The 14646-nt window shown below is 71.4% G+C and carries 14 protein-coding genes; 7 read left to right on the top strand and 7 right to left on the bottom strand.

All coding sequences use genetic code 11. The features are described from left to right. Positions 1-48 precede the first annotated feature (48 nt). Positions 49-1161 (top strand): 5-(carboxyamino)imidazole ribonucleotide synthase, encoded by a 1113-nt coding sequence (locus F4562_RS12110; protein ID WP_184539568.1) that lies wholly within the window; start codon positions 49-51, stop codon positions 1159-1161. Positions 1162-1343: 182 nt separating this feature from the next. Then, entirely contained in the window at positions 1344-1868 is a 525-nt protein-coding gene (gene purE / locus F4562_RS12105) for a 5-(carboxyamino)imidazole ribonucleotide mutase (protein WP_184538622.1), read from the top strand. A gap of 574 nt (positions 1869-2442) precedes the next feature. Here purE and F4562_RS12100 read toward each other — a convergent pair. Beyond that, on the bottom strand, positions 2443-2733 hold the full coding sequence (locus F4562_RS12100; protein ID WP_246473411.1) for a hypothetical protein: 291 nt from the start codon (positions 2731-2733) through the stop codon (positions 2443-2445). Between the two features lie 242 nt (positions 2734-2975). Between F4562_RS12100 and F4562_RS12095 the strand changes: the two genes are divergently transcribed. After that, positions 2976-3803: a helix-turn-helix domain-containing protein gene (locus F4562_RS12095; protein ID WP_184538624.1), complete on the top strand. Its 828-nt coding sequence runs from the start codon at positions 2976-2978 to the stop codon at positions 3801-3803. Then, a complete protein-coding gene (locus F4562_RS12090; protein ID WP_184538626.1) occupies positions 3788-4024 on the top strand; it encodes a DUF397 domain-containing protein in 237 nt (78 codons plus the stop codon). Before F4562_RS12095 ends, F4562_RS12090 begins: the two co-directional genes overlap by 16 nt. 65 nt (positions 4025-4089) lie before the next feature. Here the strand turns inward: F4562_RS12090 and F4562_RS12085 are convergent, their stop codons facing one another. Both F4562_RS12085 and F4562_RS12080 read right to left on the bottom strand, forming a co-directional pair. Continuing rightward, entirely contained in the window at positions 4090-4794 is a 705-nt protein-coding gene (locus F4562_RS12085; protein WP_184538628.1) for a hypothetical protein, read from the bottom strand. A gap of 153 nt (positions 4795-4947) precedes the next feature. Further along, positions 4948-6249 carry a UDP-glucose dehydrogenase family protein gene (locus tag F4562_RS12080; RefSeq protein ID WP_221206395.1) on the bottom strand — a complete coding sequence of 434 codons (1302 nt, stop codon included), beginning with the start codon at positions 6247-6249 and terminating at the stop codon, positions 4948-4950. A 164-nt stretch (positions 6250-6413) separates the two neighbouring features. Between F4562_RS12080 and F4562_RS12075 the strand changes: the two genes are divergently transcribed. Beyond that, complete coding sequence (locus F4562_RS12075) at positions 6414-7577, top strand: acyl-CoA dehydrogenase family protein (protein ID WP_184538632.1); 1164 nt, start codon at positions 6414-6416, stop codon at positions 7575-7577. Between the two features lie 518 nt (positions 7578-8095). After that, entirely contained in the window at positions 8096-9094 is a 999-nt protein-coding gene (locus F4562_RS36300; RefSeq protein WP_184538634.1) for an MEDS domain-containing protein, read from the top strand. 178 nt (positions 9095-9272) lie between these two features. On the opposite strand, the gene F4562_RS12065 is transcribed toward F4562_RS36300, so the two are convergent. The 3 genes from F4562_RS12065 to F4562_RS12055 all read right to left on the bottom strand — a co-directional run bounded on the left by F4562_RS12065 (position 9273) and on the right by F4562_RS12055 (position 12027). Further along, a complete protein-coding gene (locus F4562_RS12065; protein ID WP_184538636.1) occupies positions 9273-9653 on the bottom strand; it encodes an STAS domain-containing protein in 381 nt (126 codons plus the stop codon). A 428-nt stretch (positions 9654-10081) separates the two neighbouring features. Continuing rightward, a complete protein-coding gene (locus tag F4562_RS12060) occupies positions 10082-10450 on the bottom strand; it encodes an STAS domain-containing protein (protein WP_184538638.1) in 369 nt (122 codons plus the stop codon). 74 nt (positions 10451-10524) lie between these two features. Further along, on the bottom strand, positions 10525-12027 hold the full coding sequence (locus F4562_RS12055; protein WP_184538640.1) for an LCP family protein: 1503 nt from the start codon (positions 12025-12027) through the stop codon (positions 10525-10527). Positions 12028-12093: 66 nt separating this feature from the next. Here F4562_RS12055 and F4562_RS12050 point away from each other — a divergent pair, with 66 nt between their 5' ends. Next, a complete protein-coding gene (locus F4562_RS12050) occupies positions 12094-13125 on the top strand; it encodes a glycosyltransferase family 2 protein (protein ID WP_184539572.1) in 1032 nt (343 codons plus the stop codon). Positions 13126-13197: 72 nt separating this feature from the next. Here F4562_RS12050 and F4562_RS12045 read toward each other — a convergent pair whose 3' ends face one another. Further along, positions 13198-14601 (bottom strand): bifunctional cytidylyltransferase/SDR family oxidoreductase, encoded by a 1404-nt coding sequence (locus F4562_RS12045; protein ID WP_184538643.1) that lies wholly within the window; start codon positions 14599-14601, stop codon positions 13198-13200. Positions 14602-14646 lie beyond the last annotated feature (45 nt).

The raw sequence follows: 14646 nt of genomic DNA, 5'->3' as shown, positions 1-14646 counted from the left end.
GGCGTGAGCAGCACTTCCCCGGAGAGCCCCCGCGGTCCCGTCGTCGGCATGATCGGAGCGGGCCAGCTGGCCCGGATGACCCAGCAGGCGGCCATCGCCCTCGGAGTCGAGCTACGGGTCCTGGCCGGCTCGCCCGACGAGAGCGCCGCCCGGGTGGTGGCCGACGTCCGGCTGGGCGACCACCGGTCCCTGCCCGACCTGCGTGACCTCGCCAAGGGGTGTGACGCGGTCACCTTCGACCACGAGCACGTCCCGACCGAGCACATCCGGGCCCTGGCCGCCGACGGCTTCGCCGTCCACCCCGGCGCCGACGCCCTCGTGCACGCCCAGGACAAGGCCGTGATGCGCGAGCGACTGACGGCGATCGGCGTCCCGTGCCCCGCGTGGCGGCGCGTCGAGACGTCCGCCGACATCGAGGGATTCGCGACGGAGAACGGCTGGCCGGTCGTGCTCAAGGCCGTGCGCGGCGGCTACGACGGACGCGGGGTCTGGGTCTGCCGCTCCGCCGACGACGCCGCCGAGGTCCTGGCCTCCGGCGTGCCGTTGATGGCCGAGGCGTTCGTGCCGTTCGAGCGGGAACTCGCGGTGCTGGTCGCCAGGTCGCCGCACGGGCAGGGGGTCAGCTACCCGGTGGTGGAGACCGTCCAGCGCGACGGCATCTGCGTCGAGGTCATCGCCCCCGCGCAGGGGCTCGACCCCGAGCGGGCCGCGGTGGCCCAGGGGATCGCCCTGAGGATCGCCAAGGAACTGGGCGTCACCGGCCTGCTCGCTGTGGAGATGTTCGAGACCGCCTCCGGTTTCGTGGTCAACGAGCTGGCGATGCGTCCGCACAACAGCGGCCACTGGACCATCGACGGCGCCCGCACCTCGCAGTTCGAGCAGCACCTGCGCGCGGTCCTCGACCTGCCGCTGGGCTCGCCCGCACCGAGCGCGCCGGTCGTGGTGATGGCCAACCTGCTGGGCGGCGACGACCCCGACGTCTTCTCCCGTTACGAGCACGTGATGGCCCACGACCCGGGCATCAAGGTCCACTTCTACGGCAAGGAGGTGCGGCCCGGTCGCAAGATCGGCCACGTCACCGCCCTGGGCACCGACGTGGACGAGGTCCGGGCACGTGCCCGGCACGCCGCCGTCTACCTGTGCGAGGGCCGCTACACCTGAGCGGGCCGGCCGGACCGGGTGTGCGAGGCCCGGCGGCACGGAGAACGCGGCCTGTGGGCCGTACGGCAGAGCGGCCCGCGGGCCGTAGGACGAAGGAGCCTGCGGGCCGTAGGACGAGGCGGCCTGCGGGCCGTGGGGCGGATGGCCTCCGGGCCGTACGACGAAAGGGATGAAGGGATCGTATGAGCACCGTCGGCATCGTCATGGGCAGTGACTCCGACTGGCCCGTGATGCGGCTGGCCGCCGAGGCGCTGGCAGAGTTCGGGGTGGATTTCGAGGCCGACGTGGTCTCCGCGCACCGCATGCCCGAGGAGATGATCGCCTACGGCGCGCAGGCGGCCGGACGCGGGCTGAAGGTGATCATCGCGGGTGCCGGGGGAGCCGCCCACCTGCCGGGCATGCTGGCCTCGGTGACCCCGCTGCCGGTGATCGGCGTCCCCGTCCCGCTGAAGTACCTCGACGGGATGGACTCGCTGCTCTCCATCGTCCAGATGCCCGCCGGGGTTCCGGTCGCGACCGTCGCCGTCGGCGGTGCCCGCAACGCGGGCCTGCTGGCCGTACGGATCCTCGCCGCCGCCGACGAGGGCCTGCGGGCGAAGATGGAGGACTTCCAGCGCGCTCTCAAGGAGCAGGCGTACGCCAAGGGTGCCCGGCTCCGCGCCGAGGCGGCCGGCCTGGGTGCGGAAGCAGCCGGATCGGGCGCCTGACGGCGGCGGAGTGGGGACCGAGGCCACCGGAGCGGGTGCCTGACGTCGTCGTGGCTGGTGCCGGGGCCGCCGGAGCGGGTGCCTGACGGCGCCGGGGTGGGAGCCGAGGCCGTCGAGCGGGCGTGTGATGCCTGTCGGTCAGGCCGGGCCGGTGTCATCCGGTCGGGTGTCTGAGGCCGTCCGCCGAGGAATTTTCACCGCCTTTTTCTCCGCCCTCACCTCCTCTTCTGCCGTCCCGCCGGGCCCGGCCTCCGGCGGACCTGCGGATATGCCCGGACTTGTCGGGAAGGGGAAACTCCAAGATTCTTGGAGGTTGAACCATGAGGAACGCGATACGCGCCGCCCTCGGGGTCACGATGGCGGTACTCGCAGTTTTCGGAAGCGTCGGAGCGGGCGACGGCGACCGGCCCGCGGAACACCGGATCAGCTCGGAGGCCACGCCCTAGGAGCACGCCGCGTCGCCGGGGCGGAGATGCCTCCGGGGGATCACGGCACGGCACCCCCGCCGTGCCTCTCGCGCCGCGCGGACTCATTGCGCGGGCGGCCCCTGGCCGACCTGCGTGGCCGACGGTTCTCATCGTCCCTGCGGGGTGAGGACGTGGCGGACGCGGGAGGCGGCCGTCTCCAGGTCGGCGGCCGGGACGATCGGCTCGGCCCACGACCACCAGTACCACCAGTCCCCCCGGTGCGGTGCGGCGTGCACGCTCTCGAAGAGGACCGGAGCCTCCGGGTTGACGACGTGCAGCTCCGGAGGACGGCGGTGGGCCACACGGACCCGCGCGAGCAGATCCTGCCGGTTGAGAAGCTCACCCAGGCGTGTCAGATGGTCGATCGCGACGGTTGCGGCGTCGTCGGTGACGGTCATGATCGGCTCCGTGTCGAGAGGTTGCCGCCGGCGCCGGAGCGGACACGGTGGACCGTGCCCGGCCGGAGGCGGTGGGCTGTGGGATGCGGCGGGTGGTTCCGGGCCCCGGTGCCTGCGGTTTCCGGGATGCGCCTCCAGGATGACCTGCTTCCAATACCGTGAGTCATGGAACGGTTACCACTTTCGCGGCCGTGATCCCGGTCGATCGCGGTGGTGATCCGACGTGACGAGAGGAGTTCGCCATGCCCCCTTCGCGTGAGCTCGACCATGGGTCCACCCCGCTGACCTTCTACGCCGCCGAGCTGCGCCGTCTGCGTGACCAGGCGGGCTGGACGCAGGAGCAACTGGCCGAGGAGATCGCCTACTCGACAGCCCTGGTCGGCATGGTCGAGACCGCTAGGCGAAACCCGTCCAGGGACTTCACCGAGCGCTGCGACCGGGCGCTGAACACCGGGGGGATGCTCATGCGGGTCTGGCCGCTGCTCACCCAGGCGGCCTATCCGTCGTGGTTCAGGCCGTGGGTGGAGATCGAACGCGAGGCCCACACTCTCAAGAGCTGGCAACCTCTGGTCTTTCCGGGTCTGCTCCAGACGCCCGACTACGCGCGGGCTCTACTGATGGGGCGACGCGGGGTTCCGCAGGAACGCGCGGAAGAACTGGCCGCCGCCCGGATCCAGCGCCAGGATCTCCTCCATGGCCCACGTCCGCCCCTGCTATGGGCGGTCATCGACGAGGGCGTCCTCCATCGGCGAATCGGGGGTGCGGAGATCATGCATGAACAGATTGCGGCGGTCTTGGCGGCCATGGAGAGCCGTCACGTCTCTGTCCAGATCGTGCCTGCGGACGTCACTGTCACAGCCGGCCTGAGTGGAGCTTTTGTGATAGCCAGCGTCGATGGTTCCCCGGATACTGTGTACGTGGACTGCGCCGTCGAGGGGCACGTCACCGACCATCCCCGAGACGTGGCGGAGATCTGCACCCGTTTCGAAGAGCTGCGGACGGAGGCCCTGCCCCCGCGAGCGAGCATCGACCTCATGACGAAGGTGATGACGGCATGGAAGCAGACCTGAGCACGGCAGTCTGGCGTAAGGCCTCCCTCAGCAGCGACAACGGTGGCGACTGCGTGGAGGTGGCGGTGGTCGACGGGCTCGACGAGGGGCACAAGGCCGGGTCGGGCCCCCTCTACGTGCTGCGCGACTCCAAGAACCCCGACGGGCCCAAGCTGTTCTTCACCCAGTCGGAATGGGACGCCTTCGTCGGCGGCGTGAAGCTCGGCGAGTTCGACAACTGACCCCGCGGTGAGGCCGGGGCTTCGCCGCCGTCGGGCCCCGGCTTCAGACCCGTACGCCGACGGGGTCAGCCGCCGTGGTGCCGGGTGAGGAGCGGGAAGTACGGCCCCCACTCCTCGACCGTCCCTGGGGGGAGCCGGAGCGGGCCGTCGGCCGGGGGGAGGCGGTCCCGGTGGAAACCCGGCTCGGCGTTGCGCGGCAGGTAGCCCTCGAACAAGGACACACCGGCGAACCGCCGGTCGAGCACGGCTGCGCACCGGGTGACGGGATCGGCCTCCGCAGGGGTGACCGGGTGGTAGGCGCCGTCACGCAGCTCGAACGCCCGGCCCGCGCCGCGTCCGCCGTCGGCGAAGTCGATTCCACCGGCGGCGCGCAGTCGCCCCGAGACGCACACCGCCGCGTACTCGTTGAACCGCAGCCCGCCGAACGTGTCGTCGTCGATGACGACCACACCGGAGGGTGCCGCCAGGCTGAGCAGCGACGCCAGTTGCAGGTCCAGGTCGTCGAAGGCGTCGAGCGGGTCCGGTGTCCCGGGGACGCCCGCGGCCTTCCGCCACGCGTCGACGGCTGCGTCGTCGACCACGTCCCCGGCCATCGCCGGTGTGCCGCCGAGGTCGTACTCCAGGCGCCAGGGCGTCGGCAGCACCCATCCGGCGGGCAGCCCGTCGCCGCCGACGGGGATGACGAACCGTGATCCGCCCGGTATCACCCGCTCGAACAACGGGAGCACCCCGGCGTCGAGGGTGAAGTAGCAGCTCAGCTGGAATCCCACCGTGTGTTTCCTCACTGGCCGGTCAGCTCGTCGCAGACCCGTACCCGGCCCGTATCGTCCCCGCGTCCCGGCCCGGGACGTCTCGTCGGCATGAGACGGCTCGGGCCACGACGCGGAGACGGTCAGGGGCGGGCCGGTTCGTGAAGGACGGGGTCAGGGGCGGCCGAGCGCGCGGTAGTGCCAGCCCGCGGCACGCCAGACCTCGGCGTCGAGGGCGTTGCGGCCATCGACGATCTTGCGGGAGGCCACCACGGAACCCAGCTCCTCGGGGTCGAGGGTGACGAACTCCTGCCACTCGGTGAGCACCAGCACGACATGGGCGTCGCGGGCCGCCTCCAGGGCGGAGTCGCCGTAGGAGAGCTCGGGGTGGGCCCGGCGGGCGTTCTCCTGGGCGACGGGGTCGTAGACGGTGACCTTGCCGCCCTGCTGGCCGATCTTGACGGCGACGTCGAGCGCGGGGGAGTCGCGGATGTCGTCGGAGTTGGGCTTGAACGCGGCGCCGAGCACGGTGACCGTGCAGCCGCGGAAGGAACCGCCGGCCAGTTCGCGGGCCAGGTCGACCATCCGGGCCCGGCGGCGCATGTTGATCGCGTCGACCTCGCGGAGGAAGGTCAGCGCCTGGTCGGCGCCGAGCTCACCGGCCCTGGCCATGAAGGCGCGGATGTCCTTGGGCAGGCAGCCGCCGCCGAAACCCAGCCCCGGGTTGAGGAACTTGCCGCCGATGCGGTCGTCGAAGGAGAGCGCCAGCGACAGTTGCTTGACGTCGGCGTGGGTGGCCTCGCACACCTCGGCCATCGCGTTGATGAACGAGATCTTCGTGGCGAGGAACGCGTTGGCGGCGACCTTGACCAGCTCGGCCGTCGGGTAGTCGGTGACCACCACCGGGACGTCCGCCTCGATCAGGGGGGCGTAGACCTCGCGCAGGATCTTCTCGGCCCGCTCCGAGGCGACGCCGAACACGATCCGGTCGGGTTCCAGGGTGTCCTTCACCGCGAAGCCCTCACGGAGGAACTCGGGGTTCCAGGCCAGCTCGGCGCCCGCTCCGATGGGGGCCAGCCTGGCGAGCTTGTCCGCCAGCCGCTGCGCGGTGCCGGCCGGGACGGTGGACTTCCCGACGACCAGGCACTCCCGCCGCAGGTGGGGGGCCAGTGCCTCGACCGCGGCGTCCAGGTAGGACACGTCCGCGGCGTACTCGCCGGGTTTCTGGGGGGTGCCGAGGCACAGGAAATGCACATCGCCGAACTCCGCGGCCTCCTCGTAGGAGGTGGTGAAGCGCAACCGCCCGTTGGCGAGGTTGCGCCGCAGGACCTCCTCCAGGCCCGGTTCGTAGATGGGCAGGTCGCCGGCCTGCAGACGGCCGATCTTCTCCGCGTCCACGTCGAGACCGAGGACCTCGAAGCCCAGCTCGGCCATGCATGCGGACGTCGTCGCACCGAGGTATCCGGTTCCCACCATGGTGAGGCGGTAGGCCACTGGTGCTCCTTTCGGTACTGCCCGGTTCTTTGCCGTCAGCGTACCGGCATTCGATTCTCCCACTTTGCCACCTGCGTAAACAGCGGCGGCATACGTCACCTGGGGTGGAGCGCTCCACGCTTTGTTGGACGTCCTAGTATTTGCCCATGAGCTTCCCTCTCTACGCGCTGCCGGAGGAGCACCAGATGCTCCGCGAGACGGTCCGCGCCCTCGCCGATGAGAAGATCGCCCCGCGTGCCGCCGAAGCGGACGAGACGGGGGAGTTCCCCGCCGACGTCTACAAGGCGCTGGTCGCGGCCGACATGCACGCCGTGCACGTTCCCGAGGAGTACGGCGGGTCGGGGGCCGACGCGCTGGCGACCGTCATCGTCATCGAGGAGGTGGCGCGGGCCTGCGCCTCGTCCTCGCTGATCCCCGCGGTCAACAAGCTCGGAACCGTCCCGCTGCTGCTGTCGGCCTCCGAGGAGCTCAAGCAGCGCTACCTGCCGCCGGTCGCCCGGGGGGACGCGATGTTCTCCTACGCGCTGTCGGAGGCGGAGGCGGGCAGCGACGCCGCCGCCATGAAGACCCGCGCCGTGGCCGACGGCGACCACTACGTGCTCAACGGCACCAAGATGTGGATCACCAACGCCGGGGTGTCGGAGTACTACACGGTGATGGCCGTCACCGAGCCGGGCGTCGGGGCCCGGGGCATCTCCGCGTTCGTCGTGGAGAAGGGCGACGAGGGCGTCAGTTTCGGTCCCAAGGAGCGCAAGCTCGGCATCAAGGGCTCCCCGACCCGCCAGGTCATCCTGGACGACGTGCGGATCCCCGCCTCCCGGATGATCGGCGAGCCGGGCACGGGTTTCAAGACCGCCTTGGCCACCCTGGACCACACCCGCATCACGATCGCCGCCCAGGCGCTCGGCATCGCCCAGGGTGCGCTCGACTACGCGATCGGCTACGTCAAGGAGCGCAAGCAGTTCGGCAAGGCCGTCGCCGACTTCCAGGGCGTTCAGTTCATGGTCGCCGACATGGCCATGAAGCTGGAGGCCGCCCGGCAGCTCACCTACGCCGCCGCGGCCAAGTCGGAGCTGGCCATGCACGGCGAGCCGCAGGCGGACCTGACCTTCTTCTCCAGTGCCGCCAAGTGCGCCGCCTCCGACGCCGCGATGGAGATCACCACCGACGCCGTCCAGCTCCTCGGCGGGTACGGCTACACCAGCGACTACCCGGTCGAGCGCATGATGCGCGACGCCAAGATCACCCAGATCTACGAGGGCACCAACCAGATCCAGCGCCTGGTCATGGCCCGCCAGCTGCTGAAGTAGGCATCTGAGCAGCGGGAACCGCGTTCCGCCGGGATCGTCTTGCGGCTTCTCCGGCCTCGGGGTGAGCGTCGTGGCGGCTCCGTTCCGTCCCCGCTCCGCGGGACGCGGAGCGGGGACGGAACGGAGCCGCATCCGCGGGACGCGTGACCGCTTCGCCTCACCGAAGCCGATCGCGTCTCCCGGCCCTGCCGGGAGGCGCCGGAGGAGAGGGTACGGACATCGACTCCGGCGACGGCGGCGGGCGGCCGTCGGGGCCCGGTGGAGTGGCGGCGGTGACGTCGGTCCGGGGCTCTGTGTATGGTCGCTGTCATGAGTGTCGACCGCATGGCCTCATGATCTGTTTCACGGTGGGCGACGGCCCGGTGGCACCGGCCGGCGCCGTTCGAGGTTTGGCCGCCGGAGCGCGGGTGTCTTACGGTGGAGGTCGAGAGAGGCGGAACGCGGCATTGGTCGCCGGTCTTCGGGGCCTGCGAACTTCGCTGCTGCGCCGAGATGTCCGCCTACAGAGTGGGTAGCCAGTGGCAGACCCGAAAACCGTCGACCGGCTCGTACCGGGTGATCATGTGTGCTGGACCTTCGATGACCATGAGCGGCATCTGAAGGCCCTGGTCCGTTTTGTCCGAACCGGTGTCAGTCAGAACCACCAGGTGCTGTACTTCACCGACACCTTCCTGCCGCGGGCGTTCCTGGTGGCGCTGGAGGCGTACGGCGTGGAGGTCGCCGGGCCGCAGCACAGCGGTCAGTTGCAGGTGGCCATCGCCAACGAGTCCCACCTGACCTCCGGCGGCGCGTTCGAGGCCGAACGGGCGCTGGAGGCGTGGAGCACGGCGATCGAGAACGCGCGCGAGCAGGGGTACGCCGGTCTGCGGGTGGCGATCGACATGGGATGGATCATCGGTCCGGAGCCGGGGACGGACCAGCTCGCCCGGCTCGCCCGGTACGAGGCGCAGGCCAACCGCGTCTTCTCCGAGGGTTACGCCATCGCGCTGTGCTGTTATGACCGCCGCCTGTTCACCGCGGCCGAGCTGGAGCGCCTCGGCGCGGCCCACCCCGGGACGGCGCGGGCCGGGGCGGGGGCCACTGAGGAGTGGGAGCCGCTGCTGCGTGTACGCCGTACCGGTGCCGGGCTGACGCTGGCAGGGGAGGCCGACGAGACCAACCGGGACGCGCTGGCCGCCGTGCTGGAGCACCTGGTCGAGGACGCGGCCGCCGGCGACGGGCCGGTCACCCTCGACGTGGCGGGGCTGGTCTCCGCCGACCTCTCCGCCGTCCGGCTGCTCGCCGGTGCCGTCCGCAGCGCCCCCGCGCGGATCCGGCTGGCCGGGGTGCACCCGCCGCTCACCGACCTGCTGGCCGCGTTCGACCCCGATGAGCGCTCCTTGGATGGGCTCAGCCCGGATCGGCTCGGCTCCGACGGGACGGCCGCCTCGGGCGGGGCACCCCCCTCCCGCCCGGTCGTCCGGCCGGTCGTGGGGAGAGCGGAGAGAGCGGAGAGAGCGGAGAGACGAGCCGGCTGACGCCGCCGACGCGGTTCTCCGGCTCGCGGGTTCCGCCTCCGGGCCTTGCGGTCCCGGAGGCGGCAGGAGGCGATCGGCGGCGGTAAGAGGTGATCGCCGGGAGTCGGAGGTGATCGGCGGCCGGTGCCGGGCCGGCCCCGGATGAGAGGCCAGGGCCGGCGGGGCCGGCGAGGCCCGGTCAGCCGGTCTGGACGGCCGGCCCGGTGTTCGCCCTGCCGACGGGCGGTGCCCCGGCGGCTCCGGGGCGGGAGATCATGGTGAAGGTCCCGTCGAGGTTGGTGAGCTTGAGCAGCCTCAGCACGGGGGGCGTCGCTCCGGCCAGGAGCAGCGGCCTGCCCTGCTCGCGCGCGTACCGCTTGAGGGCGATCAGCGCGCTCAGGCCGCAGGCGTCGATGAAGGTGACGCCGGAGAGATCGATGATGATCGTGCCGGTGTCGACGTCGACGGCATGTCTGACGTAGGCGACCAGCTCTGGGCGGGTGGCCAGGTCGAGCTCGCCGGTCACCGTGACGACCACGGAGCCGTTCGCGCGCTCGCTCACGAGATGTAGTGCTTTCATCGCCCACTTCCCTGCAGGCATCACGTGAAGATACGTGCCCGGCCAGGGAGTGTCGCTCGGACGCGCCCGGCCTCGGTGTGCCGCCGCCCGTCCGCGCCGGCGCGGGGGAAGGCCGGTTCACCTGAAGCCACGATACTCCCTAATGGTGCGAATTATCGCTTTCCGTGATCGCGTAGCTTCGAAGCGAAGTGTAGATCTCATGCCGGTCATACGCCAGCCATTTGTGGAAATGGCTCACGTTCACTGCGGTCGCTTCTATCTGGTCAGCCCGAAAACGGGAACAGGTGGAACCGAAATCGGACGGCCCCGATGGGTGGGGAGTGACCGCTGGGCCGGAAGACAAGGATGGGGAAGGATGAGAACGAACAAAAGGAAATGCAGGAAGAACGGCGACGAAAGGGTAACCCGGTCGGACGACCGGGGGCGGGTCAGCCGGATGAGTGGCTGAGGGTGAAGCTGTCGAGGGCTTCGCGCAGGCTGCCGCGCATCTCGAAGTGCCGGTCGAGGTTGGTGATGGTCAGCAGGTGGGTGATCATCCCCGGGCTCACCACGAGCACGAGCCGACCATGTGCCTCCTTGACCCGGGTGAGGGTGCCCACCAGGACTCCCAGGCCCACCGAGTCGCAGAAGGGCACCTGCGTCAGGTCCATCACCAGGCACGGGTGGCCCAGGCCGTCGAGGACCTGGTCGATTTCCGCGCGCAGCCGGGGCGCGACCGCCATGTCGAGATCGCCGGCGGCCTGTACCACCATGCACGGGCCGCTGGGCCAGGTTTGGATGTCGAACGTCGAACTCACGATCATCACCTCCGTGCGCTGTTAAGTGCCCGGAGGGGAGATTGTTATGCGTACTTTCTAGAAACGTGTCCGACTTACTTTTTGCAGATGTTCTGCGTCGCGGTGCGTGCCGTCGGAGTGGCCGAGGGCGTCGCGCTCGGCGAGGCCGCCGCGGGCTCCTTCACGGTGACCTTCTTCGCCGGTGTGTAACCACTGCCGACGACCACTTCGATCCCGTCACCGAGAGAGTCGACCGGCCGCAACTCGGCCCCGGGCAACGCCGCGGCCACCGTGCGGGCCGAATCCTCCCGGCCGGGACCGTGGCGGACCACGGTCTTGGTGAAATCCTTCTGCGGGGTGTCGCCGGCGGCGTCGGGCACCAGGAACCCGACCTTCTGCAGGTCGGTCCTGGCCCGCGCGCCGAGACCGGCGATCGTGGTGCCGTTGAGCACCCGCAGAGAGATCCGCGAGGGCGGCACGGTCGGTGCCGGAGGCTTCGGCGAGGCCGACGAGGAGGCCGCGGGACCGGGCTTCGGTGAGGACGAGGCGGGTGCGACGAGCGTCTCGTCGGCGTCGATCCGGCGGAACAGCTCAGCCGCCGCCTTCTTGTCCCACAGCACCGCGGACTCGCCGGTCGGCGTCTTGTAGTCGACGTCGGCGATCGGGACCGTGGCGAAGGACACGTCGTCGGTGGAGACGTCCTTGAGCTGCCCGGCCAGGCCGAGCAGGTCCTTGCGGAGCGGGTCGTCGACCCGGAGCGTGCCGAGGGTCGTGTCGACGAACGAGGCGAGCTTGACCGGGTTGGTGAGCGTGTCGCCGCTGAGGGCCTGGCTCAGCAGGGCGGAGATCACCTGCTGCTGGCGGTCGATGCGGTCGAGGTCGGAGCGGGCGGTGGCGCGGGTGCGGGCGTAGGCGAGGGCCTTGACGCCGTCGAGGGAGTAGGTGCCGGGCTGCAGGTCGAGCGCGGTCTTGGGGTCGTTGATCGGCACCGGGGTGCAGACCGAGATGCCGCCGAGCGCGTCCACCACGTGGATGAAGCCGAGCACGTTGACCTCGACGTAGTGGTTGATGGTCAGCCCGGTGACGTTCTGCACGGCCCGCACGGCGAGCTTCGCCCCGCCGAGCTGGTACGCCGCGTTGATCTTGTGCTCGCCCTTGCCCGGGATCGTCGTCCACGTGTCGCGGGGGAGGCTCACCACGGTGACCTTCCGGTGGTCCTTCGACAGGTGGATCACCATCATGGTGTCGGTGCGCTGACCGCTCTCGCGGCCCAGCTTGAGCTCGTTCTGCTGCCTGCGTGAGAGGTTGTCGCGCCGGTCGACGCCGACCAGCAGGATGTTCATCGCGCCGGTGGGCCCCGGCCCGGAGACCCCCGCGTCGACCCCCTGGATCCGCTCCTCCGCGTACGTCGTCAGCCCCCAGGTGACCCCGGAGGTGCCGAGGACGACGCAGGAGAGCAGGCCGGAGGCGATCAGCCCGCGCCGCCGCGAGCGGGCGCCCCGGACGGAGCGGCGTTCGCGCCTCGGGGTGACCTGGACGCTTCCGTAGGCATCGCCGCCCACGAGCACACCCGAGTCCTCCTCTTCCCCGTCGCGCATGCGTGGCCCCCTCGGCTCCAGCTGGGTCGATGAGCTACCCGTTCGTACAGTAGCGTGAGCGACGCCATGAAGCAGTTCCCCGACTCGCCCGCGCCGGCGTCGTCTCCCGAGACACGTGTCTGGCCCCCCGTCTCCGTCGTCATCCCGGTGCTGAACGAGGAGCGCCACCTGAGGGAAGCCGTACGGCAGGTGCTGTCGCAGCGGTACGCAGGACCGATCGAGGTCGTGCTCGCGATCGGCCCCTCCCGTGACCGCACCCAGGAGGTCGCCGACGCGATCGCCGCCGAGGACCCCCGCGTGATCGTCGTCCCGAACCCCACCGGACGAACCCCCAACGCGCTCAACGCCGCCATCGCCGCCTCCCGCAACGGGATCGTCGCCCGGGTGGACGGCCACGCCATGCTCCCCGAGGACTACCTCCAGGTCGCCGTGGAGACCCTGGAGGAGACCGGCGCCGACAACGTGGGCGGCGTCATGGCCGCCGAGGGCGTGACGCCGTTCGAGCAGGCGGTGGCCCGCGCGATGACCTCCAAGATCGGCGTCGGCGGCGCCCGGTTCCACACCGGCGGCACCGCGGGCCCGGCCGACACCGTCTACCTCGGCGTGTTCCGCCGTGAGGCGCTGGAGCGGGTCGGCGGCTACGACGAGCACTTCCTGAGGGCACAGGACTGGGAGATGAACCACCGCATCCGCCAGACGGGCGGCCTGGTGTGGTTCCAGCCCCGCATGCGCGTCTCCTACCGCCCACGGCCCGACATCAAGGCCCTGGCCAAGCAGTACTTCCACTACGGCCGGTGGCGCAGGGTGGTCGCCCGCACCCACGAGGGCACGATCAACCTCCGCTACCTTGCGCCTCCGGCGGCCGTGGCGGCCATTCTCGCCGGCCTGGCCGTCTCGCCGTTCTTCTGGCCGGGCCTGCTGATCCCCGGTGGTTACCTGGCGGCGATCGTGGCCGGGTCCGCGGTGACCGGCAGCGGACTGCCCGGCCCCGCGCTCGCCCGGCTTCCGGTGGTCTACGTGACCATGCACATGTCGTGGGGCTGGGGCTTTTTGACCAGCCCGAGGAAGCTGGCCAAGCAGGGCAAGCCGGGCGCCTGACCCGCGCGCCCGGCGCCGCCGGAGTCGTGGCGTCTCAGGGGCCGGTGCCCGGGTCAGGGCCCGGATGCCCGGTCAGTGCGCGGCCGGGTGGACGCCGACCACCCGGCCGGTGACGTCCGAGGCCAGCACGGCCAGCATGGTCCGGGCGACGGCCCGCGGGGAGGGCGGGGCCGCCGCGGGTCCCCCGCCGGGCCGGCCGGGGATCGCCGCCGGGGCGGGATCGACGCAATCGACCCGGACGCCGTACGCCGCCCACTCGCCCGCCAGAGCCCCGGCCAGGGCGGTCATCGAGGCCCTGGCCTGGGCCTGCAGGGCATCCCCGCCCGCCCGTCCGTCCGCGCCGGGGCCGCAGAACAGCAGCCGGCCCCGGGTCTCGCGGAGGTGGGGCAGGGCCGCCCTCGCCACGGTGACCGGGCCCAGGTGGCTCGCGCCGACCCACTCGGCGACCGCGGAGTCGTCCAGCGACCCGAGGTCGCCGGGCGGGGCGCCCGCCACGCTCGCCACGTAGTCGATCCGGCCGGTCTCCCCGGCCGCCCGCGCCAGCGTGCCGCCCACCGCCCGGGGGTCCTGCACGCGCGACCCCTCCGGGAGGGCGAACACGCGGGCGCCGTACCGCCCGGCCAGCTCCCCGGCCAGCTCCGCCACCCCGGCCCCGGTGTGGCCGCCGGAGCCGCCGAGCACCACCAGCGTCCGGCCCGCCATGGCCTCGCGCAGGGCCTCGTCCGGCGGCGCGGGCGCCTCGGCCGCGGCGAGCCGCAGGAGCTGGTCGGCGATGAAGAGGTCGACCGGGTGGGTGACCTTCATGTTGCGCTCGCTGCCCGGCACGACGTGGATCGGCACGTCGGGCAGGTAGCGCAGCACCACGCCGCAGTCGTCGGTGGGCGGCCGGTCGCCGAAGGCGGGATCGGCGAAGGCGCGCTCGTACGCCTCCCTGATCACCGAGAGCCGGAAGCACTGCGGGGTCTGCACGCGCCGCAGGCCGGCGCGGTCGGGGATGTCGCGGACGGTCTCCCCGTGCGGCCCCCGCGAGACCACCACCAGCGTGTCGGAGCTCGGTATCGCGACCTCGACCGCCGGGTGGACCCGCAGCGCCGCCACGCAGTCGGAGATGATCCGCGGCTCGGTCAGCGGGCGTACGGCGTCGTGGAGCAAGACGTCGCACTCCCCCTGCCCGAGGGCCCGCAGCGCCCGCCAGGTGGTCTCGGACCGGGTCTCGCCGCCCTCCAGGACCCCGGTGACCTTCCGGTAGCCGTTGCGCTCGACGAGCCGCTCCACCTCGCCGGTGAAGCCCGGAGTCATCAGCACCAGGATCTCATCGATCTCCGGCGCGCCGTTGAACAGGGCGAGCGTGTGCTCCAGGATCGTCTTACCGCCTATCTCCAGGAGCTGCTTGGGAGTGTTCAGGCCAACACGCCGGCCCACGCCGCCGGCCAGGACGACCGCGACGGTCCGGAGACGCGGTTCAAGATCGGTCAAGGTTGGTTTCCTTCGACAGTTCGGATATGGCGAGCGTAATAGGTG

This window comes from Streptosporangium becharense, from assembly GCF_014204985.1.
Classification (GTDB): domain Bacteria; phylum Actinomycetota; class Actinomycetes; order Streptosporangiales; family Streptosporangiaceae; genus Streptosporangium; species Streptosporangium becharense.
The sequence above is the reverse complement of the archived record's forward strand: the minus strand, read 5'-3'. Positions and strand labels throughout refer to the sequence as shown.